Annotated in this window: 28 protein-coding genes and 1 tRNA gene; 15 read left to right on the top strand and 14 right to left on the bottom strand. The window is 73.4% G+C overall.

All coding sequences use genetic code 11. The features are described 5' to 3' along the window. The first annotated feature begins 29 nt into the window (after positions 1-29). The 3 genes from ACWEFJ_RS28670 to ACWEFJ_RS28660 are packed head-to-tail and all read left to right on the top strand — an operon-like array spanning position 30 to position 2,353. Positions 30-809 carry an SGNH/GDSL hydrolase family protein gene (locus ACWEFJ_RS28670; RefSeq protein ID WP_449715628.1) on the top strand — a complete coding sequence of 260 codons (780 nt, stop codon included), beginning with the start codon at positions 30-32 and terminating at the stop codon, positions 807-809. A 56-nt stretch (positions 810-865) separates the two neighbouring features. Beyond that, positions 866-2,086: an acetyl-CoA C-acetyltransferase gene (locus ACWEFJ_RS28665; protein ID WP_449715627.1), complete on the top strand. Its 1,221-nt coding sequence runs from the start codon at positions 866-868 to the stop codon at positions 2,084-2,086. Positions 2,087-2,146: 60 nt separating this feature from the next. Beyond that, on the top strand, positions 2,147-2,353 hold the full coding sequence (locus ACWEFJ_RS28660) for a hypothetical protein (protein WP_449715626.1): 207 nt from the start codon (positions 2,147-2,149) through the stop codon (positions 2,351-2,353). Between the two features lie 191 nt (positions 2,354-2,544). Here ACWEFJ_RS28660 and ACWEFJ_RS28655 read toward each other — a convergent pair whose 3' ends face one another. Continuing rightward, complete coding sequence (locus tag ACWEFJ_RS28655) at positions 2,545-3,357, bottom strand: Bax inhibitor-1/YccA family protein (protein WP_449715625.1); 813 nt, start codon at positions 3,355-3,357, stop codon at positions 2,545-2,547. A gap of 248 nt (positions 3,358-3,605) precedes the next feature. Here ACWEFJ_RS28655 and ACWEFJ_RS28650 point away from each other — a divergent pair, with 248 nt between their 5' ends. The 11 genes from ACWEFJ_RS28650 to ACWEFJ_RS28600 all read left to right on the top strand — a co-directional run bounded on the left by ACWEFJ_RS28650 (position 3,606) and on the right by ACWEFJ_RS28600 (position 13,883). Beyond that, complete coding sequence (locus ACWEFJ_RS28650) at positions 3,606-5,027, top strand: SpaA isopeptide-forming pilin-related protein (RefSeq protein ID WP_378096983.1); 1,422 nt, start codon at positions 3,606-3,608, stop codon at positions 5,025-5,027. Next, positions 5,024-5,719: a class F sortase gene (locus ACWEFJ_RS28645; RefSeq protein WP_378096980.1), complete on the top strand. Its 696-nt coding sequence runs from the start codon at positions 5,024-5,026 to the stop codon at positions 5,717-5,719. The genes ACWEFJ_RS28650 and ACWEFJ_RS28645 overlap by 4 nt, the downstream gene beginning before the upstream one ends. A gap of 66 nt (positions 5,720-5,785) precedes the next feature. Further along, a complete protein-coding gene (locus ACWEFJ_RS28640) occupies positions 5,786-6,946 on the top strand; it encodes a polysaccharide deacetylase family protein (protein WP_378096977.1) in 1,161 nt (386 codons plus the stop codon). Between the two features lie 74 nt (positions 6,947-7,020). After that, complete coding sequence (pqqA, locus tag ACWEFJ_RS28635) at positions 7,021-7,116, top strand: pyrroloquinoline quinone precursor peptide PqqA (protein ID WP_378096974.1); 96 nt, start codon at positions 7,021-7,023, stop codon at positions 7,114-7,116. 74 nt (positions 7,117-7,190) lie between these two features. Continuing rightward, positions 7,191-7,889: a pyrroloquinoline-quinone synthase PqqC gene (gene pqqC, locus ACWEFJ_RS28630; RefSeq protein ID WP_378094009.1), complete on the top strand. Its 699-nt coding sequence runs from the start codon at positions 7,191-7,193 to the stop codon at positions 7,887-7,889. A gap of 12 nt (positions 7,890-7,901) precedes the next feature. After that, positions 7,902-8,171 carry a pyrroloquinoline quinone biosynthesis peptide chaperone PqqD gene (pqqD, locus tag ACWEFJ_RS28625; protein WP_378094011.1) on the top strand — a complete coding sequence of 90 codons (270 nt, stop codon included), beginning with the start codon at positions 7,902-7,904 and terminating at the stop codon, positions 8,169-8,171. Next, positions 8,164-9,240 (top strand): pyrroloquinoline quinone biosynthesis protein PqqE, encoded by a 1,077-nt coding sequence (pqqE, locus tag ACWEFJ_RS28620; RefSeq protein WP_449715624.1) that lies wholly within the window; start codon positions 8,164-8,166, stop codon positions 9,238-9,240. The genes pqqD and pqqE overlap by 8 nt, the downstream gene beginning before the upstream one ends. A gap of 138 nt (positions 9,241-9,378) precedes the next feature. Beyond that, positions 9,379-10,254, top strand: coding sequence for a pyrroloquinoline quinone biosynthesis protein PqqB (gene pqqB, locus ACWEFJ_RS28615; protein ID WP_449715623.1), 876 nt, complete (start codon positions 9,379-9,381; stop codon positions 10,252-10,254). Positions 10,255-10,315: 61 nt separating this feature from the next. Beyond that, a complete protein-coding gene (locus ACWEFJ_RS28610) occupies positions 10,316-11,596 on the top strand; it encodes a sensor histidine kinase (protein WP_449715622.1) in 1,281 nt (426 codons plus the stop codon). After that, entirely contained in the window at positions 11,548-12,195 is a 648-nt protein-coding gene (locus tag ACWEFJ_RS28605; RefSeq protein ID WP_449715621.1) for a LuxR C-terminal-related transcriptional regulator, read from the top strand. The genes ACWEFJ_RS28610 and ACWEFJ_RS28605 overlap by 49 nt, the downstream gene beginning before the upstream one ends. A 53-nt stretch (positions 12,196-12,248) precedes the next feature. After that, on the top strand, positions 12,249-13,883 hold the full coding sequence (locus tag ACWEFJ_RS28600; RefSeq protein WP_378094020.1) for a DUF885 domain-containing protein: 1,635 nt from the start codon (positions 12,249-12,251) through the stop codon (positions 13,881-13,883). 132 nt (positions 13,884-14,015) lie between these two features. Here ACWEFJ_RS28600 and ACWEFJ_RS28595 read toward each other — a convergent pair. From ACWEFJ_RS28595 to ACWEFJ_RS28545, 11 genes are all read right to left on the bottom strand, one after another. After that, positions 14,016-14,089, bottom strand: a tRNA-Leu gene (locus ACWEFJ_RS28595). An 87-nt stretch (positions 14,090-14,176) separates the two neighbouring features. Next, positions 14,177-15,250 (bottom strand): SagB family peptide dehydrogenase, encoded by a 1,074-nt coding sequence (locus ACWEFJ_RS28590; protein WP_449715620.1) that lies wholly within the window; start codon positions 15,248-15,250, stop codon positions 14,177-14,179. Then, complete coding sequence (locus ACWEFJ_RS28585) at positions 15,231-16,349, bottom strand: ATP-grasp domain-containing protein (RefSeq protein ID WP_378094024.1); 1,119 nt, start codon at positions 16,347-16,349, stop codon at positions 15,231-15,233. The genes ACWEFJ_RS28590 and ACWEFJ_RS28585 overlap by 20 nt, the downstream gene beginning before the upstream one ends. 2 nt (positions 16,350-16,351) lie before the next feature. Next, positions 16,352-16,474 (bottom strand): hypothetical protein, encoded by a 123-nt coding sequence (locus ACWEFJ_RS28580; RefSeq protein ID WP_267935188.1) that lies wholly within the window; start codon positions 16,472-16,474, stop codon positions 16,352-16,354. Between the two features lie 195 nt (positions 16,475-16,669). Beyond that, a complete protein-coding gene (locus tag ACWEFJ_RS28575; protein WP_378094026.1) occupies positions 16,670-17,995 on the bottom strand; it encodes an NAD(P)/FAD-dependent oxidoreductase in 1,326 nt (441 codons plus the stop codon). 170 nt (positions 17,996-18,165) lie between these two features. Continuing rightward, complete coding sequence (locus ACWEFJ_RS28570) at positions 18,166-18,672, bottom strand: hypothetical protein (RefSeq protein ID WP_449715619.1); 507 nt, start codon at positions 18,670-18,672, stop codon at positions 18,166-18,168. Positions 18,673-18,811: 139 nt separating this feature from the next. Continuing rightward, complete coding sequence (locus ACWEFJ_RS28565; RefSeq protein WP_449715618.1) at positions 18,812-20,212, bottom strand: DUF58 domain-containing protein; 1,401 nt, start codon at positions 20,210-20,212, stop codon at positions 18,812-18,814. Next, a complete protein-coding gene (locus ACWEFJ_RS28560; RefSeq protein WP_378094032.1) occupies positions 20,209-21,189 on the bottom strand; it encodes an AAA family ATPase in 981 nt (326 codons plus the stop codon). Before ACWEFJ_RS28560 ends, ACWEFJ_RS28565 begins: the two co-directional genes overlap by 4 nt. Then, positions 21,186-21,653: a hypothetical protein gene (locus tag ACWEFJ_RS28555; protein ID WP_378094034.1), complete on the bottom strand. Its 468-nt coding sequence runs from the start codon at positions 21,651-21,653 to the stop codon at positions 21,186-21,188. The genes ACWEFJ_RS28560 and ACWEFJ_RS28555 overlap by 4 nt, the downstream gene beginning before the upstream one ends. Positions 21,654-21,702: 49 nt before the next feature. Next, positions 21,703-22,362 (bottom strand): DUF4129 domain-containing protein, encoded by a 660-nt coding sequence (locus ACWEFJ_RS28550; protein WP_449715617.1) that lies wholly within the window; start codon positions 22,360-22,362, stop codon positions 21,703-21,705. A 90-nt stretch (positions 22,363-22,452) separates the two neighbouring features. Continuing rightward, the gene (locus ACWEFJ_RS28545; RefSeq protein ID WP_378094038.1) at positions 22,453-23,154 is read right to left on the bottom strand and encodes a uracil-DNA glycosylase; all 702 of its coding nucleotides are present in this window, start codon (positions 23,152-23,154) and stop codon (positions 22,453-22,455) included. A gap of 30 nt (positions 23,155-23,184) precedes the next feature. On the opposite strand from ACWEFJ_RS28545, the gene ACWEFJ_RS28540 reads away from it, so the two are divergent. After that, a complete protein-coding gene (locus ACWEFJ_RS28540; RefSeq protein WP_449715616.1) occupies positions 23,185-24,657 on the top strand; it encodes a S10 family peptidase in 1,473 nt (490 codons plus the stop codon). Between the two features lie 99 nt (positions 24,658-24,756). Here ACWEFJ_RS28540 and ACWEFJ_RS28535 read toward each other — a convergent pair whose 3' ends face one another. Continuing rightward, the gene (locus ACWEFJ_RS28535) at positions 24,757-24,942 is read right to left on the bottom strand and encodes a DUF397 domain-containing protein (protein ID WP_449715615.1); all 186 of its coding nucleotides are present in this window, start codon (positions 24,940-24,942) and stop codon (positions 24,757-24,759) included. 12 nt (positions 24,943-24,954) lie between these two features. After that, positions 24,955-25,806 carry a helix-turn-helix domain-containing protein gene (locus ACWEFJ_RS28530; protein ID WP_449715614.1) on the bottom strand — a complete coding sequence of 284 codons (852 nt, stop codon included), beginning with the start codon at positions 25,804-25,806 and terminating at the stop codon, positions 24,955-24,957. Positions 25,807-25,979 lie beyond the last annotated feature (173 nt).

Genomic DNA, 25,979 nt, shown 5'->3' with positions numbered 1-25,979 from the left:
ACGATGGGGTGGGACGAGGGAGGTCGGCGATGCGGGGGTTCCGGCTCCTCGCGGTGGTCGCGGGGGTGTTGGGCGGGTTGACCGGGGTGGCGTACGGGCTGTTCACCGAGCAGTCGCGGCGGGCTCGGGCGGTGATCGGGGTGCCCGACGCGCCGCCGTTGCGGGCGGACGGGGTGCACGGGTCCGGCGAGGGGCCGCCGGTGCGGTTCGCGGTGCTCGGCGACTCGATGGCGGCCGGGCTGGGCGTGGACGACCCGGCCCAGCTGCCGGGCGTGGTGCTGGCGAACGGGCTGTCGGACGAGGTCGGCGTGCCGGTGCGGCTGGAGACGCACGCGATCTCCGGGTCGACGACGCGCGACCTGGTCGCGCAGGTGGACCGGGTGCTGGCCGACCCGCCGGACGTGGCGCTGGTGGTGGTCGGGGCGAACGACGTGACCACGCGGATGTCGGTCCCGGGGTCGGCGGCGCTGCTGGGCGCGCAGGTGCGGCGGTTGCGGGACGCCGGGGTGGGTGTCGTCGTGGGCACGTGCCCGGACCTGGGCACGGTGCGGCCGATCGCCGAGCCGCTGCGGTCGGTGGCGCGGGACTGGTCGCGGCGGCTGGCGCGGGCGCAGCGGGTGGAGGTGGAGCGGGCGGGCGGCGTGGCGGTCGCGCTGGGCGACCTGCTGGCCGCCGAGTTCCGGGCGCGGCACGCCGACTACTTCAGCGGGGACCGGTTCCACCCGAGCGCGACCGGGTACGAGGCGGCGACGTCGATCCTGCTCGCCCCGCTGTGCGGCGTCCTTCGTCACGAGTGGTGGCCGCGCTGAACGGGCGTTAACTAGGCTGCACGTCACACGTTGCGGCGAAACAAAGGAGTTCCGTAATGCCTGAGGCCGTGATCGTCTCCGCCGCCCGGTCGCCCATCGGGCGCGCCGGCAAGGGCTCGCTGAAGGACATCCGCGCCGACGACCTGACCGTGCAGGTCCTCAGGGCCGCGCTGGCCAAGGTACCGCAGCTCGACCCGAACGACATCGACGACCTCATGCTCGGCTGCGGCCTGCCCGGCGGCGAGCAGGGCTTCAACATGGGTCGCGTGGTGGCCGTGCTCGCGGGGTACGACAACGTGCCGGGCACCACGGTGACCCGGTACTGCGCGTCGAGCGTGCAGACGACCCGGATGGCGCTGCACGCCATCAAGGCGGGCGAGGGCGACGTGTTCATCAGCGCCGGCGTGGAGACGGTGTCGAGCTTCGCGCGCGGGTCGTCCGACTCGTGGCCGGGCACCCACAACCCGGTGTTCGCCGACGCCGAGGCCCGCACGGCGGCCGTGGCCGAGTCCGGCACGTCGGAGTGGGTCGACCCGCGGGAGAACGGGCAGCTGCCCGACATCTACATCGCCATGGGCCAGACCGCGGAGAACCTGGCGCTGGCCAAGGGCGTGACGCGGCAGGAGATGGACGAGTTCGGCGTGCGGTCGCAGAACCTCGCCGAGAAGGCCATCGCGAACGGCTTCTGGGCGCGCGAGATCACGCCCGTGACGCTGCCGGACGGCACCGTCGTGTCCGCCGACGACGGGCCGCGGCCGGGCGTGACGATGGAGGGCGTGTCGGGGCTCAAGCCGGTGTTCCGGCCGGACGGGCGGGTCACGGCGGGCAACTGCTGCCCGCTGAACGACGGCGCGGCGGCCTTGGTGGTCATGAGCGACGTGAAGGCGAAGGAGCTGGGCATCACGCCGCTGGCGCGGATCGTGTCGACCGGCGTGTCCGGGCTGTCGCCGGAGATCATGGGCCTCGGGCCGGTCGAGGCGTCGCGGCGGGCGCTCGCGCGGGCCGGGATGTCGATCTCCGACATCGACCTGGTGGAGATCAACGAGGCGTTCGCGGCGCAGGTCATCCCGTCGTACCGCGATCTGGGGATCGACCTGGACCGGCTCAACGTCAACGGCGGCGCGATCGCCGTGGGTCACCCGTTCGGGATGACCGGCGCGCGGATCACCACCACGTTGATCAACTCGCTGCAGTTCCACGACAAGCAGTTCGGCCTGGAGACCATGTGCGTCGGCGGCGGCCAGGGCATGGCGATGGTCATCGAACGGTTGAGCTGAACCACGTCACGAATACCGTTACCCGACGTCCTACCCTTCAGTAGGAGGTCGGGGGTCGTGATGACGTACGTGTGGTGGCACAGCGGGTACGACCTGCTGTGCCACGCGTTCGCCGTGGAGCAGGTGTCGGAGGCGTACTTGGAGGCGGCGTGCGCCCACTCCGTGCCGCCGGAGCTGGTGACGCGGTCGCCGGACGGGGCGCTGTGCGTGCCGTGCCTGGTCGAGGTGGGGTCGGAACTGGGCGAGGTCGACCGGTGGCGGGACTGACGCGGCCGCGTCGACGTCCTGAGCGTTGAACTCAGGGGTCCTGAACGTAGGACTCTCGGGTCCCGAACGTAGGACTCACGCGTTCTGAACGTAGGACACGCGCGTTCTGAGCGTAGGACACGCGCGTTCTGGAGGTAGGACACGCGCGAAGGGCGCCCCGGGAGCCGGGACGCCCTTCGGTGTGCGGTGGGTCAGTCGTTCTGGAAGTACGACAGCAGGCGCAGGATCTCCAGGTACAGCCAGACCAGGGTGGTCATCAGGCCGAACGCGGCGAGCCAGGCGTACTTGGCCGGGAGCGCGCTGCGGATCATCTCGTTGGCCGCCTCGAAGTCCAGCAGGAAGCTGAACGCCGCGATCCCGATCACGACGAGGCTGAAGACGATCGCCAGCGTGCCGCCGTCGCGCAGGCCCATGTTCACGCCGAACAGGCCGAGCAGCAGGTTGGCGAGCATGAGCACGACCACGCCGACGGTCGCGCCGATGATCCACTTGGTCAGGCGCGGGGTGACGCGGATCGCACCGGTCTTGTAGACCACGAGCATCGCGCCGAACACGCCGAACGTGCCGAGGATCGCCTGCCACGCGATGCCGGGGAAGATCGCCTCGAAGACGCCGGTGAAGGCGCCGAGGAACACACCCTCCGCCGCCGAGTAGGCGAGCACCATCGGGCCGCTGGGCGTGCGCTTGAACATGATGACCAGCGCGAGGACCAGGCCGACGAGCATGCCGGGGACCACGAGCGCGAACGGCGCGATCTGCCCGGACAGCACGAGCCACGCCGAGACGAACCCGGTGACCAGGGCGACGCCGAGGGTCGTGGCGGTCTTGGTCACCACGTCGTCGATGGTGATCGGGCGCTCGCCGGTGGTGGGCGGCGCGCCCTGGTAGCCGCCGTACTGCTGCGGCGGGTACTGCTGGCCGTAGGGCTGGCCGAATCCTGCGTAGTTACCGCTACCGCCGCCGGTCGGCAGGTTGCGGAACGCGGGGTTGCTGGTGGTACGCACCTCGTCCTCCTGTGGCGTGCTGACGCCGTCACGGGGTTCAACGACCACACGAGTCGATCGGTTCCCGTCGGGTAAAAGCGACTTTACTCGGGCTGTCGATCTCGGATCCACACCCCGCGCTGCGGAGCGTAGTCGCGATCCACTCCGCTGGTGGCTTGTCGAACTCCTCACGAACCCGTAACGCTCAGCCCGGCAGTTTCCGACCGACCGGCGAAGCCCACCGGCTCGCCCGAGGGGTTCAGGACATCATGAGGTGGAGACGACTCGCGGGCGCGGTGCTCGCGACCGGTCTGGCCCTGCTCGCCGTGCCCGGTGCGGCCGGCGCGCAGCCCGAGGTCAAGCAGGGTTTCGGGCACGAGACCGACCCCCAGGGGTACGCCGGCAAACCGGCGGGCGGTGACTGGCTCGGCTCCTACATCTGGCGGGGCCGGCAGGTGTGGTGCGTGCAGTACTCGCTGCTCGCGCCGGACAGCAAGGTGGAGTACCAGGAGGGCGACGAGCTGCTGTCCAAGGGCGGCGCGAAGCTGCCCGACGACGTCGCGGGCAACATCTCGTACCTCCTGTTGAGGTACGCGAACACCCAGTCGCCTGACGAGTCGGCCGCGCTGGCCCACCTGCTCCACTCGTGGACGGCGTACGAGGACCCGGCGGCCGGCATCTCGCTGGACCCCGCCAGCGACTTCCGGCACATCGCCTACGACGAGGGCTTCCACTACCGGCAGCTGGCCCGCTTCGGCCAGGCGCAGCAGGCGGTGGACCGGCTGCGGGCCGAGGCCGAGGCCAACCGCGGCCCGTGGGCGGCCAAGGTGACCGCGCCGAAGGAGCCGCAGGTCATCGGCACGCCCGGCGAGTGGGTGGTGGACATCACCAAGACCGACGGCGGCCAGGTGGCCGGCGCGCCGGTGACGGTGGAGCTGGCCGACGCGACCCTGGAGAGCGGCGGGGCGTCCGGCGAGCTGGCCACGCCGACCGACGGCAAGGCGCTGTCGGTGAAGGTCGTGCCGACCGGGCCGAACCCGTCGGTCACCGTGCGGCTGGACAGCCCGGCCGACCGGCCGCGGGTCCACGTGCCGGCCGACCGGGACATGCAGCGGATCGTCACCACCGGCGGCGAGAAGAAGCTGACCGCCAACGCGACCACCACGGCGAAGACCCCGCCGGGCGTGGTGAAGGTGGTCAAGGTCGACTCCGAGACCCGCAAGCCGCTGGCCGGCGTGACGCTGAAGATCACCGGCCCGGACGGCTCGACGCCCGCGAAGCGGCAGGACGACACCGACCTGACCGGGCCCGAGGGCGCCCCGCTCGTGCTCCAGACCGGCGCGGACGGCACCGCGGAGGTGCCCGACCTGCGCACGCCGCAGGAGATCTGCGTGATCGAGGTCGCGCCGATCAAGGGCTACGAGGAGTTCTTCGACCCGAACGCGCCGCCCAAGGCGTGCGGGACGGTCGAGCCCGGCAAGGTGCTGGAACCGACGCTGGAGAACAAACCGGACAAGCCGGTGGTGCCGATCACCATCCACGCCGGCTCCGAGGGCTCCGGCGTGGTCGCCAGGGCGGCGTACACGACCGAGGTGTCGACCGGCGCGCTCGTCGGGTTCGGCGGCATCGTGCTGATCGGCGCGACGCTGCTCGGCCTGGTGGTCCGGCGGCGGGCGACCGCGCGCTCGTGAAGGCATTGTTGACCGGCGCGGCGGTGGCGGCCCTGCTCGCCTCCGCCGCGCTCGTCGCCACCCGCGCGCCCGAGGTCGTGTCGACGGGCGCGCCGACCCCCGGCGACGCCGTGGTGCCGCACCCGTTGGGTGACAGCGCGCGCTCCGGGCGCGGCGTGGACCTGGCGGGCATGCCGGTCGGCGCGAACCCGCCCGCCGCGCCGCCGACCGAGACCCCCGCCGCTCCCCCGCCGCCGGCCGACCCGCCGAAGCAGCAGCCGGGCACGGTGCGGCTGCCCGGCGGCGGCCTGGCGACGCTGGTGCGGGCGGAGGTCACCGCCGACGGCGCGCTGCCGATCCCGGAGGGCGTGGGCGAGGCGACGTGGTGGGGCGTGGACCTCGGCGCGGCCGAGGGCGCGACGGTGCTCGCCGGACACGTCAACTGGAAGGGCGTGACCGGCCCGTTCGACGAGCTGTGGCGGATGGCGGTCGGGCAGCGGGTGACCGTGGCCGACACGGCGGGCCGGACGTTCGCGTTCCAGGTCAGCCGGGTCGAGGCGGTGCGCAAGGACGCGCTGCCGGCCCGGGCGGTCGAGCTGTTCGGGCCGCGCGGCGAGCCGCGGCTGGTGCTGGTGACCTGCGGCGGCCGCTGGGTCGGCGGCGAGACGGGCTACGAGGAGAACCAGGTGGTGACCGCGACGCCCGTCGCCTGACGCGTCACGCTCCGTGGTCCGGTCACGGTGGGGCAACCTCCGGACACGCCCGGTCGTCTTGTTGTCGTGAAGCGATGGGGCTGGCTGAGCACGGGCGTCGCGCTGGCACTCACCCTCGTGGTGCTGGCGGTGCTGGGGGCCCGCGAACCCCGACCGGGGCACGACGCGGGCGACGTGGCCGCGCCGCTGCCGATGGCGCCGCGCGCGACGGGCCCCACGGGGACCACCGCCGCCCCGCCGACCGTGCCCGCCGCGGCCTCGCCGCCCGCGTGGATGCGGCGCATGCACCCCGGCGAGAAGCCGCCGCAGTTCGTGCTGTTCTCGTTCGACGGCGCGGCGTCCAAGCCGCACTGGGACCGGATCATGCCGCTGGCGAAACAGGTGAACGCGCACGTCACGGGGCTTCTGTCGGGCGTGTACCTGGTGCCCGACGCGGACGCCGCCCGCTACACCGGCCCCGGCCACCCGCGCGGGTCGTCGTCCATCGGGTTCGGCGGCAGCCGGGCGGACGTGGCGCTGCGCATCGAGTACCTCAACGCCGCCATCGACGCGGGCCACGAGATCGGCACCCACTACAACGGCCACTTCTGCGTCGGCGACGAGCCGAACGTGGGCACCTGGACCACCGACCAGTGGAACCGGGAACTCGACCAGTTCTTCGCCATCGTGGAGCAGGCGCGGCAGCAGGGGTTCAGGCTGGACCCGGCGGCCGTGCGCGGCGGGCGGACGCCGTGCCTGGAGGGCGACTGGCCGCAGGCGTTCCCGGCCATGCGCGGGCACGGGATGGCCTACGACACCAGCCACGTGAGCCTCGGCGTGGTGTGGCCGTTCGTGCACGAGGGGCTGTGGGAGTTCCCCATGCCGGAGGTGCGCGTGCCCGCGCTGGGCAAGCAGGTCGTGATGATGGACTTCAACCTCTGGTACGCGCTCAACGGCGCGAAGGACGAACCGGACCGGTCCGGCGACTACACCCGGATCGTGCTGGACACCTACCGCTCGGTGTACCAGGCGGCGTTCAACGGCAACCGAGCCCCGATGGTGATCGGCAACCACTTCAACGAGTGGGCCGGCGGCGCGTTCGGCAACGCGGTGGAGGGCTTCCTGGGCGAGGTGTGCGCCAAGCCGGAGACGGTGTGCGCGACCTACACCGAGGTGATCCGGTGGATGCAGTTGCAGGATCCGGTGGTGCTGGAACAGTTGAGGCGCATGCCCGCCGCCCGCAACTAGCGCGGTGACCGCCGGAGGCACTACGGTGGGTTACCGCCGCCCCACGGAAAGCACCGACATCCGAGGAGTAGCGCATGACCACCGAGCCCGAGAAGCGCCCCTGGGTCAAGCCCGATTTCCGGGACGTCGAGACCCCGATGGAAGTCACCGCCTACGCGGCTCGCGGCTAGTCGTCCCGCCGCGCGCCCGTCGGCCGGGGCCGGCGGGCGCGCGGCCGCCCGCGGACCGAGAGGTGTCTGCCACCGTGCCCGAGACCGGCGCCGTGACGTTGTTGTCCCCGTCCGAGTTCACCGCGCGCCTGCGCGCCCTGGCCCCCCGCTACTGGGACCGCCACCCGTTCCACCTCCGGCTGCACGAGGGCCGGCTGGGCAAGGACGAGCTGCGGCTCTGGGCCGCCAACCGCTGGTACTACCAGCGGGCGATACCCCGCAAGGACGCCGCGATCCTCGCCAACTGCCCGGACGTCGAGGTCCGGCGGGTGTGGCGGGAGCGGATCGTCTGGCACGACGGCCGCGCGCCCGGCGAGGGGGGCGCGGAGAACTGGCTGCGCCTGGCCGAGGCCGTCGGCCTGACCCGCGAGGAGGTGCTGGACGAGCGGCACGTGGTGCCCGGCACGCGGTTCGCGGTGGACGCCTACGTGACCTTCGCCCGCACCCGGCCGTGGGTGGAGGCGGTCGCGTCCGGGCTGACCGAGATGTTCTCGCGCGGCCTGATGGCGCGCCGGGTCGCCGACATGCGCGAGCACTACCCGTGGATCGCCGAGGAGGGCCTCGCCTACTTCACCGACCGGCTGCGGGTCGTCGCCGACGAAGGCCGGTCCACTGTGGACATCGTGGTGCGCCACTGCCGCACGCGCGAGCAGCAGGAGGCGGCGGTCGCCGCCCTGGACTTCAAGTGCGACGTGCTGCGCGCGGTGCTCGACGCCGTGGACTACTACTCGTGAACGGACCTGCTCATGACGGGCTTGGACGCGGTGCCCCGCCTGCGCCGGGGCGTGAAGACCTCCTACGACCCGACGCGGGACAGCCACGTGGTGCTGTTCCCGGAAGGCGTGCTGGTGCTCAACGAGACGGCGGCGGCCGTGGTCGGGCTGTGCGACGGGCGGACGTCGGTCGGGGGCATCGCCCGCCGGCTCGCCGAGGAGTTCGACGGGGTGCGGGCCGAGGACGTGGCCGAGCTGGTCGGGCGGCTGGCGGCGCGGCGGGTGGTGGACGTCGATGGCTGACGCGCCGTTCGGCCTGCTCGCCGAGCTGACCCACCGGTGCCCGCTGCGCTGCGGGTACTGCTCGAACCCCGTCGGCCTGGTCGGCCGCGGCGACGAGCTGGACACCGCGCGGTGGCAGGCGGTGTTCGACGAGGCCCGCGCGCTGGGCGTGCTCCAGGTGCACCTGTCCGGCGGGGAGCCGTTGGCGCGCCGGGACCTGCCCGAGCTGGTGGCGCACGCGTCCGGGCTCGGCTGCTACGTGAACCTCGTGACCAGCGGGCTCGGGCTGACCGCCGACCGGCTCGCGGACCTGGTCGCGCGGGGCCTGGACCACGTCCAGCTGTCCGTGCAGGACGCCCGGGAGGACAACGCGGACCTGATCGCCGGGGCCAGGGCGTTCGGGCACAAGCTCAGGGCCGCCGCCGCGGTGCGGGACGCGGGCCTGCCGCTGACCGTGAACGTGGTGCTGCACCGGCTCAACCTCGACCACGTGGACGGGATCGTCGCGCTCGCCGAGCGGATGGGCGCGGACCGGCTGGAGCTGGCCAACACCCAGTACTACGGCTGGGCGCTGCGCAACCGGGCCGCGCTGCTGCCGACGCGGGCCCAGCTCGCGCGGGCGGCCGAGGTGGTGGCCGCCGCGCAGGCCCGGTCGGCGATGGAGATCGTGTACGTGATCGCGGACCACCACGAGGCGCACCCGAAGCCGTGCATGCACGGGTGGGGCGCGCGGCAGCTGACCGTGGCCCCGAACGGCGACGTGCTGCCGTGCCCGGCGGCGGGGGTGATCGAGGGGTTGGGCGTGGAGAACGTGCGGGACCGGCCGCTGGCCGACATCTGGCACTCCTCGCCCGCGTTCACCGCGTTCCGCGGCTTCGACTGGATGCGCGAGCCGTGCCGTTCCTGCGCGCGCCGCGAGCTGGACTTCGGCGGCTGCCGCTGCCAGGCGTTCCAGCTGACCGGCGACGCGGCGGCCACCGACCCGGTGTGCACGCTGTCGCCGCACCGGGGCGTGGTGGACCTGATCCTGGCCGGCGCGCCGGCCGAGGCGCGGCCCGACCTGGTGGAGCCCCGGACGGTGGTCCGGTGACGAACGCGGTGAGGACGGCGGTGCGGTGACGAACGCGGCGCGCGGCGGGTGGCGGGCGCGGTGCTCGGGCGCGCGGCGGCCGGGCGGGGAAGCGGTGGCGGGGCGTGTCGGCGATCCGGCGGCGAAGGTGACGGTGCGGTGAGGGTGGTCGTGCTCGGGACGGCGGCCGGTGGTGGTGTGCCGCAGTGGAACTGCGCGTGCGGGCCCTGTTCGGCGGTGCGGGCGGGCCGGTTGCCCGCGCGCACGCAGGACGCGCTGGCGGTGAGCGGGGACGGCGCGCGGTGGTGGCTCGTCAACACCTCGCCCGACCTCGGCGCGCAGCTCGCCGCCACGCCCGCGCTCGCGCCCGGTCCCGGGCCGCGCGAGACGCCGATCCGCGGCGTGCTGTTCACCGACGCCGAGCTGGACCACACCCTGGGCCTGGCCGTGCTGCGCGGCGCGCCCGGCCTGCGGGTCCACGCGCCCGCGACCGTGCTGGACGCGCTCGCACCCACCCGCGCCGTCCTGGCCCGGTACGGCGAGTGGTCGTGGCAGCCGGTGGCGCACGGCCGGCCAGTGGTGCTCGACGGCGGGCTGGAGGTCACCGCGTTCGGCGTCAGCGGCAAGCGGCCCCGGTACGCGGGCGATCCGCCGGTCGGGGGCCACTGGGTGGTGGCCTACCGGTTCCGCGACCCGGCCACCGGCGGGGTGCTGCTGTACGCGCCGTGCCTGGCGTCGTGGCCCGACGGGTTCGACGCGCTGGTCGCGGAGGCGGACGTGGCGCTGCTGGACGGCACGTTCCACGCGCCGTCTGAGATGGGCGCGGCGACCGGCGAGCCGAGCGGGCAGGCCGCCATGGGCCACGTGCCGATCGCGCACAGCCTGCCGCAGCTGCGGCGGCACACCGCGACGAGGCGGATCTACACCCACCTCAACAACACCAACCCGGTGCTCGACCCGGCGTCGCCGGAGCACGCGGAGGTGGCCGCGGCGGGCGTCGAGGTCGTCCCGGACGGCACGGTGATCGACCTCTGACGTCCGTTTCGGGGGGTTAAACCCACCGACCCGCCGCCCGCCGGCCGGAAGAATCAAGCCCATGACGGACCACGACCTGGTGCGCCGAGGGCGCGTTCGGCTGACGCAGGCCGCGCTGGGGCTGGCGCGCACGCCGCTGTGCCTGCTCGGGCTGCCGCTCGTCCCGCTCCAGCTCCTCGGCTACCCGCTCATCCTGGTGACGGTCGGCGTGCCGATCCTGCTGCTGGTCACCGCCCTGGCCCGGCGCTACACCGGTTTCTTCCGGCGCTGGGCAGGCCGGGTGCTGGAGCAGGAGATCCCGCCGCCCTACCGGCGGCCCGCCAACCGCGGCCCGATGACCAGGGTCCGCACCGTCGCCACCGACCCGGCGACGTGGCGGGACCTCGCGTTCCTGCCGCTCAACGCGATCTCCGGGGTGGTCTTCGGCGTGGCGCCGGCCGCGTTGTGGCTGGGCGGCGCGTTCGGGTTCGTGGTGCCGCTGCTGTGGCTCGCCAACGCCAGGGTGGTCGAGTACAACCTGATCCACCACGACACGCCCGGCAGCTTCGTGCTCGCGCCGCTGGTGGGCGGGCTGTACCTGGCCGCCGCGTGGTGGGCCACGCCGAGGGCCGCGAGGGCGCACGCCAAGGTCGCCCGGTGGCTGCTCGCGCCCAGCGCCACCGCCACCCTGACCGACCGGGTGCGGGTGCTGGCCGACTCGCGGGCCGACACGGTGGACGCGCAGGCCGCCGAGCTGCGCCGGATCGAACGGGACCTGCACGACGGCGCGCAGGCCAGGCTGGTCGCGCTCGGGCTGAGCCTCGGCATGGCCGAGGAGCTGCTGGCCCGCGACCCGAAGGCGGCGCAGGAGCTGCTGGCCGAGGCCCGCCAGTCGTCCAACCAGGCGTTGGCCGAGCTGCGGGACCTGGTGCGCGGCATCCACCCGCCGGTGCTCGCCGACCGGGGGCTGGACGGCGCGCTGCGCGCGTTGGCGCTCGCGCACCCGCTGCCGGTGGAGGTGGACCTGGAGCTGGCCGGGCGGCCGGAGGCCCCGGTCGAGTCGGCCGCCTACTTCGCGGTGGCCGAGACGTTGACGAACGTGGCCAAGCACAGCGGCGCGACCGACGCGTGGGTGCGGGTGCGGCACGAGGGCGGCCGGCTGTCGCTGATGATCGGGGACAACGGCCGGGGCGGCGCGGAGGCGTCCCCCGGCGGCGGGCTGCGCGGGATCGAGCGCAGGCTGGCCGCGTTCGACGGCACACTCGGCATCGCGAGCCCGGTGGGCGGGCCGACCATCGTGACCATGGAGCTGCCGTGCGAGTTGTCCTCGGTGAAGACCTCGTCCTCCTCCGGGACGGCCTGATCCGACTGCTGGAGGCGTACGACTTCGACGTGGTGGAGGCGGTCGACTCCGGTCCCGCCCTGCTGAAGGCCCTGGTCGACCACCGCCCGGACGTGGCGGTGGTCGACGTGCGCCTGCCGCCGACGTTCACCGACGAGGGGCTGCGCGCCGCGATCGAGGCCCGCAAGCGGGTGCCCGGCCTGCCGGTGCTGGTGCTCTCGCAGTACGTGGAACAGCTCTACGCGCGCGAACTGCTGTCCGACCGGGGCGGCGCGGTCGGATACCTGCTCAAGGACCGGGTATCGGACGTGCGGCAGTTCGTGGACGCCATTCGCCGGGTCGCCGCGGGCGGCACCGCGATGGACCCCGAGGTCATCACCCAACTGCTCGCGCGCGGCGCGCGGGACCGACCGCTGACCACGTTGACGCCGCGCGAGCGGGAAGTGCTGTCGCTGATGGCGGAGGGCCGTTCCAACGGGGCCATCGCGGCGCGGCTGTTCGTCACCGAGAAAGCCGTCGGCAAACACATCGCGAACATCTTCGGGAAGTTGGACCTGCCGTTGTCCGAGGACGACAACCGGCGGGTGCTCGCGGTGCTCGCGTATTTGGACCGGGTGTAAATCGTTTCTTAGCCTAAGTACCATCTTGGTTCCACGACGACCAGGGGGTGCGCATGGGCACGACGGCGGAGTTGGCCGACGAACTGCTCGACCTGATGTTCACGGAGTCGCCGCTGGGCGCGACCGTCTACGGCGTGCCGGGCTACGACCACCTGCTCACCGACCACCGGGCGGAGGCGGAGCAGGCCGCGCGGGCGCGGGCGGTGGACATCGCCGAGCGCGCGCGGGCCGTGCCGGCCGACGACGACCCGGTGACCCGCGCGGTGGTGGTCCAGCAGGCCGAGGCGTTCGCGGACCGCGTCGACGCCCTCGGCGTCGAGTACACGATCACCGACTCGTTCTTCGCCCCGGCGGGCGAGGTGCTGACCGTCATGCCGATCACCGTGCTCTCCGGCCCGGACGCCGAGCGCGCCTACCTGGACCGGCTCGCCGCGATCCCGGAGTTCCTGCGCCGGGTCGCCGAGCGGCACCTCGCGGGCGCGGCGGCGGGCCGCACGCCCGTGCGGCGGCTCGTGGAGGCCGCCGTCGCGCACCTGGACCGCTACCTGGCCGCCGACGAGGACCCGCTGGCCCGGCCGGCGGGCGGCGAGGCGTTCACGGCCGAGCGGGACCGCCTGCTGGCCGACGTGGTGCGGCCCGCGTTCGCGTCGTACCGGGACGTCGTCGCGGGCATCGAGGGCCGCTCCGACGACGAGGCGGGGCTGGGCCGGCTGCCCGGCGGCGACGCGATGTACGCGGCGCTCGCGCGGGTCCAGACGACGACCGACCGCACGCCCGAGGAGCTGCACCGGACCGGGCTGGAGGTGGTGGCCGAGCTGGCCCGCGAGTACGCCGAGCTGGGCCGGCGGGTGTTCGGCACCTCCGACGTGGCCGAGGTGCTGGACCGCATGCGCACCGACCCCGACCTGCGCTGGAGCACCGAGGACGAGCTGATCGACGCCGCGCGCGAGGCCGTGGCCAGGGCCGAGGACGCCGCGCCGCGGTGGTTCGGCCGCGTGCCCGGGCAGCGCTGCCGGGTCGAGCCGGTGCCCGCGGCCGACGCGCCGGGCGCGCCGATCGCCTACTACTCGCCGCCGTCGGCGGACGGGCTGCGGCCCGGCACGTACTACGCGAACACGCACCGGGTGCAGGAGCGGTTCCGGTACCAGGCCGAGGCCATCGCGTTCCACGAGGCCGTGCCGGGGCACCACTTCCAGATCTCGCTCGCGCAGCAGCTCTCCGACCTGCCGCTGCTCCGCCGCGTCGCGCCCGTCACCGCGTACCTGGAGGGCTGGGGCCTCTACACCGAGCGGCTGGCCGACGAGATGGGCCTGTACTCCGGCGACGTCGCGCGGCTCGGGATGCTGGCGCTGGACTCGATGCGCGCCGGGCGGCTCGTGGTCGACACCGGGATCCACGCGCACGGGTGGAGCCGCGCGCGGGCCGTGGAGTACCTGCGGGAGAACACGCCGCTGGCCCTGGTCGAGATCGAGAACGAGGTCGACCGGTACATCGCCGCGCCGGGCCAGGCGCTGGCGTACATGGTGGGCCGGCTGGAGCTGCGGCGGATCCGGGCGGCGGCCGAGGCGGCGCTGGGCGAGCGCTTCGACATCCGCGCTTTCCACGACGTGGTCCTCGGCGGCGGTCCGCTGCCGCTGGCCGTGTTGGACCAGGTCGTGTCGGAATGGGTGCGCGGGCACGACCGCTGAAACGACGCGGAAGTCATCCGATCGGGCGCACGCGGCGCGCGGGGTCCGATCGGATGACTCCCGAAGGTGACGACACGACGGGCCGCCCGGAGTTCACCCGGCAGATGGGTGAAGTCAATGTGGCGCCGAACGTGCCCCCGACGGGATTCGAACCCGTACTGTGACTCTTTTAAGGAGCCTGCCTCTACCGGTTGGGCTACGGGGGCAGCGGGGAGCCTAAGCCGTTACCCAGCGTTCGTGGGGCCGGTTCAGAAGAAGTCCCCCGCACGGCTCAATGCGATCCGCTATTGCGCTCATTCGGGTAATGGGCCCAAGGCGCTCAGACCAAGTACAACTTCGTGATAAGCGTCACAGCCGAGCGCCTGTTCCAGGAGCTGATCCCGCAATGCTGCGGTGAAGCCGATACCAAAACCCATTGCCGTAGCAACCAGATAAGCCGTTTGGGACAGATGCCCTACGTCCATTTGCACAACGCGGTAAGCACGTGACGTGTCGTAACGCCATCTGGTCCGTTCGAGGACACCGGTGTACGCGAGGACCAACGGCGCCTGCCCGACCCACTCCTGGTCGCCGGCCGCGGCCGTCATCTCCTCCGGCCCCCACGTCACCCCGATGGGCTCCAGCGCGTGCGCGAGCCCGTCGTAGTGGTACCAGCCGGGCTCCAGGGCCTCGACCCGCCGCACGTGGGCGTACAGCTCGACCGGGTGCCGCCCGCCGCCGGACGGGCTGGTCTTGAACACCGTCCCCGACCGCCCGATCCGCGGCCGCGCGGGCGACGGTCCGGCCAGCACCGCGAGCAGTTCGCCGACGCGCGTCAACGACAACGCGCCGGGGCCGAACTCACGGGTGGTGCGACGCGACAGCAGCACGTCCAGCAGCCCCGCCTCCGCCCACTTCGGCGAGCCGCCCGCGAGCGGCGGCAGCAGCACCGCGGTGCGGCCCAGGCTGCGGAACGGCGCGGGCGGCGGCGCCGCGGTGAGCTTCGCGTCCAGCACCGCGTCGTGCTCCTCGGCGCGCTGGTACGGCGCGTCCGCGAGGGTGCGGCTGGCGAAGTGGAAGTGCCGCGCCGACGCGCCCCACTCGCGCCACGCGGCGAGCAGCCGGCGTTCCTCCTCGTGCTGCGGCGAGCCCTCCACGATGAGCACGCCGGCCACCACGAGCTCGTCCAGCACCTTGCGCAGCGCCGCCCGGTCCGCCTCGGGCAGCGGGGCGAGCAGCTCGTCCACGTCGGTGAACCGGGTGAACTTGCGGCACAGCAGCTCCGCGGTCTCGCTGATCGCGAACTGCCGGTGGTGGAGGTAGTCGTCCCAGACCACGGCGCCGTCCTGGTAGAACAGCGTCGCGTGCTCAGCGACCTTTGCCCGCACCCAGCAGCTCCTTGAAGCGCGTCGCCACCCACTCGTGCACCGCGTCCGACACGGGCGCGTCCCCGGCCCGGTGCTCGAACCACCGCCAGTCGCAGTTCACGTTGACCTCGAGGAAGACGTAGTCGCCGCCGGAGACCAGCAGGTCGAACGCGGCCACCTGGAGCCGCCAGTGCCGCGACAGCGCGAGCAGGCGGTCGGTGAGCCCGGCGGGCACGTCCACGGGCGTGACCCGGACGGCCTCGGGATCGACCCACAGCTGGGCGGGGTCGAGCTTGTCGACCTGGAACGCCAGGCACCGCTCGCCCACGACGAAGACGCGCAGCTCGGTCTCGGAGGGCACGTACTCCTGCACGATCACCGGCGCGGACTCGGGCACGTCACCGGACCGGCTGGTCTCCAGCGGGCGCGGGAACAGGCCGTGCTGCATGCCGGGGCGCGGTTCGAGCAGGTGGCGGCCGGAGGTCTTGACGATGCACCGGCCACCGCCGGGCCGGGTGCGGCCGGGTCGGGTGGTGACCGTGGTGCGCGGCACGGCCAGGCCGAACGCGGAGGCGTCGGCGAGCTGGGTCAGCCGGTTGAGGTGGGAGGTGCTGCGGCTCGGGTTGACGTGCGCCCAGTCGCCGCGGCTGGACAGCCAGTCGGCGACCGCGCCCCACTGGTCGACGGCGTACGCGCCCGCCAGCGTGCCGGGTTCGAGGGGCACGGCGGACAGCTCGAAGTGCCGGCGCCACACCAGCAGCGGGCGCAGCAGCCAGCGGTCCAGCTCCAGCAGCGGCTGGTCGGTGTAGACGGTCAGCGGCAGGTCGACCGAGCGGTCGGCGTCGATGCGGGCCATGCGGATGCCGCGTTCGGCGAGCGCGATGGAGAGCTCGTTCATCTCCATGTCGGCGGCGCGGGCGAGCACCAGCACGCACGGGACGGGGCTGCCGTCGCCCTCGTCCACCATGCCGAGGCGGTGCACCTGCTCCTGGAAGTCCAGGCACTTGGGTTGGGAGCGGAACAGGTAGTCCTGGCCCTGGAGCAACAACGGGGGCGGGGTGACCGGTCTGGCGGCCTCGGGTGGGGGAACGGTCTCGTTCCCCCACCCGGAGACGGTCATGCTCAGTCGTCTTTCTTGCTGCAAAAACGCTTTTCGGCGGTGGCGTACTCCGCGGAGTACTCCGCCAGCGCACGATCCTCGATCTCACCGCGGCGAAGCTGTGCGGCCAGCTCCTCGAGAGACATCGCGGTCACCTCTCTCCCCACTGATGCATCACACATTAGGGCGATGCACCAGCTGTATTCTCGGGTTCACGTTACGCAATGTCAAGGCGACAGGCCGCGCGTTAGCCCGTACGGGGGCTCAAGTGTGAGCGTTACTCCGAACGGCTCTGCGCCCACCGCGCCTGAACAGCGCAGCGGGCGCGGAGCCGGTCGCCCTCAGCTCTTGGTGGCCCGGTCGAACTCCGCCTTCGGCTCGTGGATCTGCCCCAGGGCGACGACCTCGCGGCCCGAGAACAGCGCCTGCGTCCAGTCCACGAACACCCGGAACTTGCGGTTGACCGTGGGCATGAACATCACGTGGTAGCTGCGGTGCATGAACCAGGCGACGACGCCCTTGAACCGCAGGCCGAACACGTCGGCGACGCCCTTGTACAGGCCCAGGCCCGCGACCGAGCCGAGGTACTTGTGGAAGTAGTCCTGCGGCTGCTTGCCGCGCAGCGTGGCCACGATGTTCTTGGCCAGCAGCTTCGACTGGCGGATGGCGTGCTGCGCGTTGGGCACGCAGGTCGCCGTCGGGTCCTCCTCGGTGCGCGACAGGTCCGGCACGGCCGAGCAGTCGCCCGCGGCCCAGACCCCCGGCAGGCCCACGACCTGCATCGCGGCCGTGCAGCGGACCCGGCCGCGCTCGTCCAGCGGCAGGTCGGTGTTGCGCAGCACCGGGTTGGCCTTCATGCCCGCGGTCCAGATGATGGTGTCCGAGTCGAACTCGGTGCCGTCGTCCAGGACGACGTGGCCGCCCTCCATGCTCTTGACGCGCGTGTCGAGGTAGCACTTGATGCCGCGCTTCTCGAGCTGCTCGACGGTGTAGACGCCGAGCCGCGCGCTCACCTCGGGCATGATCCGCCCGGTGGCCTCGACCAGCACCCAGTGCATGTCGGACTGCTTGAGGCCCTCGTAGTAGCGCAGCGCGTAGCGCGCCATGTCCTCCAGCTCGGCCAGCGTCTCGATGCCCGCGAACCCGCCGCCGATGACCACGAAGCTCAGCAGGCGCTTGCGCAGCTCCGGGTCGTTGGTGCTGGCGGCCTGGTCGAGCCGCGACAGCACGTGGTTGCGCAGGTAGATGGCCTCGCCGATGGTCTTCATGCCGATGCCGACCTCGGGCAGGCCCGGGATGGGCAGCGTGCGCGAGATGGCGCCGAGGGCCGAGACCAGGACGTCGTACTCGTACTCCGCGACGTGGCCGTCGGCCAGCTCGACCGTGACGGTCTTGCGCGCGTGCTCGATGCGGGTCGCGCGGCCGGTGACGACGTGGCAGCGCTTGAGGACCTTGCGCAGGGGCACGACGACGTGGCGCGGCTCGATGGAGCCGGCCGCCGCCTCGGGGAGGAACGGCTGGTAGGTCATGTGCGGCTGGGGGTCGATCACCGTCACGGACGCCTCGCCGGAACGCAGCTTCTTCTGCAATCCCAGCGCGGTGTACATGCCGACGTACCCACCGCCGACGATCACGATCCGTGTGGGTTGCGACTTCACAGCAGCCATACACACATGGTTGCACCGCGTGCGCCTTTCCGGCGCATCGAGCGGCCCCGTTGTGACGACGGTCGCCGGGTGATTGCGGACACGCTGCCGCTGACCTGCGCGTGCCGGTGAACGTGCTGAGAGGAACGATCCAGAAGCTCAGGTTCGGCTGAGGGTCGGAGGGCCGTTCCTCAGCCTTTCCGGCGCATCAGCAGGACCGTGCCGACGACCACCGCGACGGCGCAGGCGAGGCCCACGACCTCGACCGCTTCGTCCGTTCGGCCGCCCGGCAACAGGAGGACCACGCCGGCGAAGGCGAGCACGGAGAGTTGAACGGCGCCGAACCTCTTCGCGGGTGCCTTTAGCGCATTCAGGTGAATGCGTGACCCGATCGGGAGAAGGGCGGCATAAGCGGACAAAACGTGCACCAGGTGCAGCAGCACGACCAGCGCGAGCACCCCCGGCCACGACGGCCCGTCGCCGACGAACACCATCGCCGCCGCCGGGTACGCGATGACCAACGCGGTCGCCGCCGACGCCGGGATCGCCGCCGCCGTCAGCGCCAGCCCCCCGTACAGCGCGAGGGCGGGCCACTCGACCCCGTTGAGCGCCAGCACCAGCGCCACCGCGCCCGCCACGACGCCGATCGCCGCCCGCAGCGCCCACCCGGGCAACCCGGCCCCCAGCTCCTCCGTCACCCCGGTCCCCCCTCCCGGACGTCGAACCCGTGGGTCCCGGACGTTCGACACACGGGACCTGGACGTACGACTCTCGCGTGAGTCCTCCGTTCGCGTCCCGTGTGTCGAACGCCGGGGACCCGTGAACTCCGCGTTCGCGTCACCGGCCGAGCCTCCGGCCGGCCCGCGCGCCCCGCAGCACGCCCGCGATCGGCGCGCCCCACCGCACCACGGCCACGCCGTGCTGCCGCATCGCCTCCACCCGCACCTCGTGCTCCAGCCGGATCACCTTCATCGCGCTCTCGCCCCACGGCGTGTCCCGGTCCGCCCGCAACGGCTCCGGCAGCACGTCCACCGCCAGCACGAGGTTGCCCCGCCGCGCGGCGTGCACGGCCAGCTCCACCACCTCGGCGTCCAGGAACGGCGACAGCACGACCACCAGCGCGCCGTGCGGCACCTGCTCGGGCCGCAGCACGGGCCGCTGCGCCCACCCGGCCGACCGCGCGCACACCACGAGCTGGTTGCGCAGCCGCAGCAGCTGCCGCCGCCCGACCCCCGCCCGCGCGCCCAGCTGCGGCCGCCCGAGGTCCACCAGGCTCACCCGGTCGCCCTGCCGCAGGTACCCCGCCGCCAGCGACGCCGCCGCCCGCACGGCCCGGTCCAGGCTGCCGCCCGGCCGCACGGTCGTCCCCCGCGCCGCCAGCGACCACTCGCCCAGCGAACGCCCGACCGCCCGGCCCGCCGCCGCGCGGACCGGCACCGACCAGTCGCCCAGCTCCGCGCCCACGTCCTGGCGGGTGTCCAGCGCCAGCACGACGTCCGCGTCCGCCTCCGCGTGGTGCTCGCGGACGTGCAGGTTCGTGCCCTCCGCCGCGCCCGCCATCGCACTGGCCCGCAGCGACACCCGCCAGTCCACCCGCCGCAGCCGGTCGCCCGGCTGGAACGCCCGGATGTCGCGCAGCTCCACCGAGTCGCCCGGCCGCCGCGACCGGTGCGCGCCGACCAGGCCGGCGGCGCGGGCGGGCAGCAGCCCCGCGGGCAGCGCCTCCACCGGCGGCAGGATCACCCGGCCGCGTTCGGGCGCGGTGACGGGGCCGTGCACGAACAGGGCGTCCGGTCCCGCGACCAGGTGGTCCGGCCGCAGGTCGACGCCCTCGCCCCAGGCGTCGCGCCGCAGCACGACCTCGATCTCGCGCGCCGTCCCGGCGACCAGGTGCACCGGGCCGATGCCCGCGCCGACGCCGGGCAGCCGGATCGCCATCACCTCCGCGCCCGGCCCCGGCTCGACCTCCACCACGGACTTGGCCGCGCCCACCTCGCCGGTGCGGGGCAGCCCGCGCACCCGCACCCGCGGCGTGCCGCCCACCGGCCCGACCAGCGCCCACAGCGTCGAGAGCAGCAACGGCGCGCCGAACAGGACCAGCTCCACCTCGTGCAGCAGCCCGCCGAGCACCACCATGCCGACGCCCAGCGCGAGGCCGCGCACCAGCGCGTCCGTGGGGTGCCAGTGCGCGCCGCGCCCGCCGCCGAACGCCTCGCGCAGCCGGTCCGCCCGGCTCACGACCGCGCGCTCGCCGGGCCGGCCACGCGGCCCAGCAGCTCGGTCACGACCTCCACGCCGGTCACGCCGGAGGTCCACGTCTCGGGGCGCAGCGTGAGCCGGTGCGCCAGGGCCGGCACGGCGCACTCCTTCACGTCCTCCGGCAGCACGAAGTCCCGCCCGTCCAGCACCGCCAGGGCCCGCCCCACCAGCACCAACGCCTGCGCGCCGCGCGGTGACGCGCCCACCTCGACCGCGCCGTGGGCCCGCGTCGCGGCCGCCAGGTCCACGCAGTAGCGCAGCACGTCGTCGTCCACCGCCACCTGCTCCACGCCCTGCTGCAACCGCCGCAGGCGGGCCGCGTCCAGCACGGGCTCGACCTCGGTCTCCTCGCGCTGCCGGGCGAGCCTGCGGCGCAGCACCTCGACCTCCTCGGCGGGCGGCGGGTAGCCGATGTCCAGCCTCAGCAGGAACCGGTCGAGCTGCGCCTCCGGCAGCGGGTAGGTGCCCTCGTACTCGACCGGGTTGGCGGTCGCCAGCACGTGGAACGGGGTGGGCAGCGGGAAGGTGCGGCCCTCGACCGTGACCTGCCGCTCCTGCATGGCCTCCAGCAGGGCGGACTGCGTCTTCGGCGGCGTGCGGTTGATCTCGTCGGCCAGCAGCAGGCCGGTGAAGAGGGGGCCTTCCCGGAAGGTGAACTCCCGGTCGCCCGGGTTGTAGAGGAACGAGCCGGTGACGTCGGCGGGCAGCAGGTCGGGGGTGCACTGGAGCCGCTTGAAGTCCAGCCGCAGCGCCTGCGCCAGCGACCGGGCCATCAGCGTCTTGCCCAGGCCCGGCACGTCCTCCAGCAGCACGTGGCCGCCCGCGAGGATGGCCGCCAGCGCCAGCCGCAGCGACCGCTCACGGCCCACGACCACGGTGCCGACGGCGGCCAGCACCGCCTCGGCCTCGGCGGCGATCGTCCCGACGCCCGGTCGGTCGGTGTCCGGTGGGGTCACAGCTTCTCCAACAGGTCGGCGAGCCGGTGCGGCTCGGGCAGCGGCGCCCGCGGGTCGGTGAGCAGGCGGTGCAGTTCGTCGCCGAGCACGGCCCTGGCCCGGTCGTCCTCGATGTCGTGGATGCCGTGCAACTGGCGCAGCCGCGCCTCCGCGAGCCGGCGCAGCCGGGGCTGCACCCGGTTGACGAAGCGGTCCCGGTCGACGGCCGCTTCCGCCAGCCGCCCGGCGAGGGTGCTCGCCTGGGCGGACGTGGCGGTGGAGAGCTGCGCCGGCTGCGGCGCCCAGGTGATGTCGGTGGCGCGCGGCAGGCGTGAGACGAGCAGGGCCAGCGCGCCGACGGGCAGCGCGAGCAGCACGGCCCACAGCCACGGCGCGCCGACGCGGGACAGCACGAACGCCGTCACCGCCGCGACGGCGAGGGCCAACGCCACCGCACGCCCCATGCCGCCGACCAGGGAACTCATCGCCCACCTCCCCCGACGCCGGCGTGGCCGGGACCCGCGACCCCGCCGCTCACCGCAGGTCCCGCACGATGTGTGCCAACGCCTCGGTGGCCGCACGGGCGTCGTCCGCCGTCACCTCGGCCGTGCCGAACCGGGCCCGCTGGTAGGCGCTCCGCAACGTGCCGGCCGCCGTCTCGTCCACCCGGTAGCGCCGCAGCAGGTCACCGGTGAACTCGGTCGCGGTCTGGTGCCCCTGCCGCGGCACGCCGCTGTCCTCCGCCGCCCGCTCCAGGCTCAGCCACGCCGCGATCACCGCGTCCCCCGGCGGGCCGGCGACGTTGCCGCGCAGCTCCTCCAGCGCCTCCGCCGCCCGCCGGACCAGGATCGGCGGCGGCTGGGCGTGCTCCTCGGGCAGGTCCGGCGCGTCGACCGCCACCCCCACCCCGCGCCGCCGCCGGAACCGGAACGCGCCCAGCGACACCAGCAGCCAGATCACCGCGACCACCGCGACCGCGATGAAGACGATCAGGAAGACCAGCAGCGACCCGGCCGCCGCCGACCCCTCGACGTCGGTGTCCGCCGGCGGCGTGGACGCGGGCGTGGTCGTGGTCTCCTCCACGTCGCCCGGCGGCCGGTCCGCGTACCGCACCGGCGACGTCCCGCGGGCCGCGAGCGCGATCAGCACGAGCGCCGACCCCACCGCGAGGGCGAGGGCGAGGCGGGGCTTCATGGCCCCAGCATGCCCGCGACACCCGCGCGGCGCGGGCGATTCGCGCAGAACGCGCCGACCCGGCCGCGCGGCGACCTGCACGGCGGCGGGCTACAGGATCCCCGCCGCCACGCCGGCCGCGGTCAGCACCTCCCGCACCATCGGCTGCGTCAGCTTGCCGGTGAACGTGTTCTGCTGGCTCACGTGGTAGCAGCCGAACAGGTGCAGCGGCGGGCCGCCGTCCTGCGCGGGCAGCTCCACGCGCGCGCCGTGGCCGAAGACCGGCCGCGGGCGGGGCACCTGCCAGCACGAGGCCAGCACCGGCAGCGCCGCCTGCCAGCCGAACGCGCCGAGCACGAGCACCGCCCGCAACGTCGGCCGCAGCAGCTCCAGCTCCCGGATCAGCCACGGCCGGCAGTTGTCGCGCTCCTCGGGGGTCGGCTTGTTCTCCGGCGGCGCGCACTTCACCGGCGCGGTGATGCGGGTGCCGATCAGCTCCAGGCCGTCGCCGACGTGCGTGGCGGTCGGCCGGGTCGCCAGGCCGACGGCGTGCATCGCCTCGTACAGGAAGTCGCCCGACCGGTCGCCGGTGAACATGCGGCCGGTGCGGTTCGCGCCGTGCGCGGCCGGCGCCAACCCGATGATCGCGAGCGACGCGTCGGCCGGCCCGAACCCGGGCACCGGACGCCCCCAGTACTCCTGGTCCCGGAACGCCGCCCGCTTGACCCGCGCCACCTCCTCGCGCCACGCCACGAGCCGCGGGCAGGCCCGGCACCGGGTGACCCGTTCGTCAAGAGCGGAAAGCGGGAGCACTGACGGCGACTCCGATCGTAGAGTTCGACCATGACCGACAAGGACAACGGCGACGAGCAGGCCGCCAAGGGCGAGGAGCGGGACCTCCCGTCCGACGACCTCGTCACCACCCAGCACAGCATCACCGTCAAGCGGCGCAAGCTGAACTACACCACGACCGCCGGTCGGGTGGTGCTGCGCCAGGAGGTGCTGACCGAGGGCAAGTTCGACGGGCACCTGCCGAAGGCCGAGGTCTTCGTCACCGCGTACACGCTGGACGGCGCGGACCCGGCGAAGCGGCCGGTGACGTTCGCGTTCAACGGCGGCCCCGGCTCGTCCAGCGTGTGGCTGCACCTGGGCCTGCTCGGACCGCGCCGGGTCGTGTCCGGCGACGTCGGCGACCTCGCGCCGCCGCCCTACGACCTGGTGGACAACGCCGAGACACTGCTCGCGCACAGCGACCTGGTGTTCATCGACCCGGTGTCGACCGGCTACTCGCGCGCGGTGAAGGGCGAGAAGCCCGGCCAGTACCACGGGTTCCAGGGCGACCTGGAGTCGGTCGGCGAGGTGATCCGGCTGTGGACCTCGCGCAACGGGCGGTGGATGTCGCCGAAGTTCCTGGCCGGCGAGTCGTACGGGACCACGCGCGCGGCGGGCCTCGCCGACTACCTCCAGACCCGCTACGGCATGTACCTCAACGGGCTGATGCTGATCTCGTCCGTGCTGGACTTCGCCACGATCGACTTCACCGAGGGCAACGACCTGCCGCACACGCTGTTCCTGCCGACCTACGCGGCCATCGCGCACTACCACGGGCTGCACGGCGAGCGGTCGCTGGAGGACGTGCTGGCCGACGCGGAGGACTTCGCGTCCCGCGACTACCCGTGGGCGCTGGCGCGCGGCAACCGGCTGTCCGCCGAGGAGCGGGCGGCGGCGGTGACGCGGCTGGCCGGCCTGACCGGGCTCGGCGAGGACTACGTGGACCGGGTGAACCTGCGGGTCGAGCACGTGCGGTTCTTCACCGAGCTGCTGCGCGCGCGGCGCAGGGTGGTGGGCCGGCTGGACTCGCGGTTCACCGGCCCGGACGTCGACCACGGGCGCGAGCACTTCAGCGAGGACCCGTCGTACGCGGCCATCATCGGCCCGTACACCGCGGCGCTGAACCACTACGTGCGGGCCGAGCTGGGGTACGAGAACGACCTGCCGTACGAGATCCTGACCACGAACGTGCGGCCCTGGTCGTACAAGGAGTTCGAGGGCGCGCACGTGACGGTGGCGAACAAGCTGGCGTCGGCGATGCGCGCCAACCCGCACCTGAAGGTGCACATCGCGTACGGCTACCTGGACGGCGCGACGCCGTACTACGCGGCCGAGCACGTGGTCGCGCACCTCCAGATCCCGGAGGAGCTGCACGCCAACATCGAAGCCGCGTACTACCCCGCGGGCCACATGATGTACGTGCACGAGCCCAGCCGGGTCCGGCAGTCAAAAGACCTTGCGGTGTTTATAGAATCGGCATCATAACGCCGTTACCATGCCAACAGGCATGGGACGGATATGGGACGCGTACCTACGAAAGAGCCCCCGGCGCGAAGTGTGCGCCGGGGGCTCTTCGTCGTCAGCTCAGCCGAGCCGGCCGTCCTTCACGGCGGCCAGGAGCGCGCCGAGGGATGCCCGCGGCACCTCCAGCACCGGGCCGGTTGCGTTCTTCGAGTCGCGCACCGCGTCGCCGGTGTGGGCCACCTCGACGCATTGGCCGTTGTCGCTGCTCGCGCTGGCCTTGCGCCAGCGTCGTCGTTCGGTCGTCATGGCATCTCCGCGTCAGCTCAGCTCGCCGACCAGTGACGTGATCAGCGAGCGCGTGGCGCGCCGGTCCAGCGCGTCACTTACCAGGCTCTCTGCCGTCATGGTATAGGCGCTGACCTCGGCGGGTTTCTGCCGGTAAACGCCGCCGTCGGACAGCTCCACGAAGCCGATCGGCCGCACGCCGGAGAACATCAACAACGTGAATCGGCCAGCGAGCGCAGCGTGCACGGCGACCGTCTGCGGCACCACGTGCAAGCGGATGTTCGGCTGATCGGCGAGCGCCAGCAGGTGTTCGAGCTGGGCGCGCCGCACGGCGGGCGAGCCGATCGGGCGGCGGAGCGCGGTCTCCTCGACCACGGCGGTGAGCACGAGCGGCCGGGCGGCGTCGGCGTCGAGCCGGCCTTGCCGCGCCAGCCGGAACTCCACCAGGCGCGCCGCGTGGTCCGGTCGTACCCGGCGCGACGCCGCCGTGATCGCCGCGGCGTACTCCTCGGTCTGGAGCAGGCCGGGCAGGACCAGCGGCTCGTAGGTGAACTCCTCGTCGGCCAACCTCTCCAGCCCGACGAACGTGCTCAACCAGTCCGGCACGACATCGGCGAACGGTGCCCACCACGTCGATTCGTCGTCCTGCGCCGCCAGCGCCACCAGCCGGTCAGCGGCGTGCTGGTCGGCCTCGTAGAACCGCATCAGCCGGGCGATGTCCTCGGGCGACTGCCGGTAGCGCCCCGACTCCATGTGGCTGATCTTGCTCTCGGCGCAGTTGAGCAGAGCCGCGGCGGCGGTCATCGGCCGTCGTGCGGCCTCTCGGTGGTGGCGCAGCTCGACGCCGATCAGCCATCGCAGCGCGGACGGAGTCGTCGCGTTCACAGCAGGTTCCTCCCGATCGTGGGCACGCACAGTCTGTCGCCCCTGCCGGTGCAGGCCACTCCCCCGATCAGGCTATAGCCGTCGCTAAAGCCTTAGCGATACCTTCAGCGGGCGGTTCTGGGAAGGGCCGCAGTGGTCGAGGACCACGGCGCGACCGGCCTCCAGCGTCGCCG

The sequence above is a fragment of the Actinosynnema sp. NPDC004786 genome, assembly GCF_053601135.1.
Note: the sequence above shows the minus strand (reverse complement) of the source record. Positions and strands in the feature narration are given on the sequence as shown.

Bases quoted from the DNA above. Each gene is read 5' to 3' on its own strand.
- pqqA (WP_378096974.1), top strand. From the start codon at position 7,021: ATGACCACCGAGCCCGAGAAGCGCCCCTGGGTCAAGCCCGATTTCCGG.
- ACWEFJ_RS28540 (WP_449715616.1), top strand. From the start codon at position 23,185: ATGACCGACAAGGACAACGGCGACGAGCAGGCCGCCAAGGGCGAGGAG.
- pqqE (WP_449715624.1), top strand. From the start codon at position 8,164: ATGGCTGACGCGCCGTTCGGCCTGCTCGCCGAGCTGACCCACCGGTGC.
- ACWEFJ_RS28535 (WP_449715615.1), bottom strand. From the start codon at position 24,942: ATGACGACCGAACGACGACGCTGGCGCAAGGCCAGCGCGAGCAGCGAC.
- ACWEFJ_RS28575 (WP_378094026.1), bottom strand. From the start codon at position 17,995: ATGGCTGCTGTGAAGTCGCAACCCACACGGATCGTGATCGTCGGCGGT.
- ACWEFJ_RS28610 (WP_449715622.1), top strand. From the start codon at position 10,316: ATGACGGACCACGACCTGGTGCGCCGAGGGCGCGTTCGGCTGACGCAG.
- ACWEFJ_RS28585 (WP_378094024.1), bottom strand. From the start codon at position 16,349: ATGACCGTCTCCGGGTGGGGGAACGAGACCGTTCCCCCACCCGAGGCC.
- ACWEFJ_RS28670 (WP_449715628.1), top strand. From the start codon at position 30: ATGCGGGGGTTCCGGCTCCTCGCGGTGGTCGCGGGGGTGTTGGGCGGG.
- ACWEFJ_RS28665 (WP_449715627.1), top strand. From the start codon at position 866: ATGCCTGAGGCCGTGATCGTCTCCGCCGCCCGGTCGCCCATCGGGCGC.
- ACWEFJ_RS28555 (WP_378094034.1), bottom strand. From the start codon at position 21,653: ATGAGTTCCCTGGTCGGCGGCATGGGGCGTGCGGTGGCGTTGGCCCTC.
- ACWEFJ_RS28660 (WP_449715626.1), top strand. From the start codon at position 2,147: ATGACGTACGTGTGGTGGCACAGCGGGTACGACCTGCTGTGCCACGCG.
- ACWEFJ_RS28580 (WP_267935188.1), bottom strand. From the start codon at position 16,474: ATGTCTCTCGAGGAGCTGGCCGCACAGCTTCGCCGCGGTGAGATCGAG.
- ACWEFJ_RS28550 (WP_449715617.1), bottom strand. From the start codon at position 22,362: ATGAAGCCCCGCCTCGCCCTCGCCCTCGCGGTGGGGTCGGCGCTCGTG.
- ACWEFJ_RS28600 (WP_378094020.1), top strand. From the start codon at position 12,249: ATGGGCACGACGGCGGAGTTGGCCGACGAACTGCTCGACCTGATGTTC.
- ACWEFJ_RS28650 (WP_378096983.1), top strand. From the start codon at position 3,606: ATGAGGTGGAGACGACTCGCGGGCGCGGTGCTCGCGACCGGTCTGGCC.
- pqqD (WP_378094011.1), top strand. From the start codon at position 7,902: ATGACGGGCTTGGACGCGGTGCCCCGCCTGCGCCGGGGCGTGAAGACC.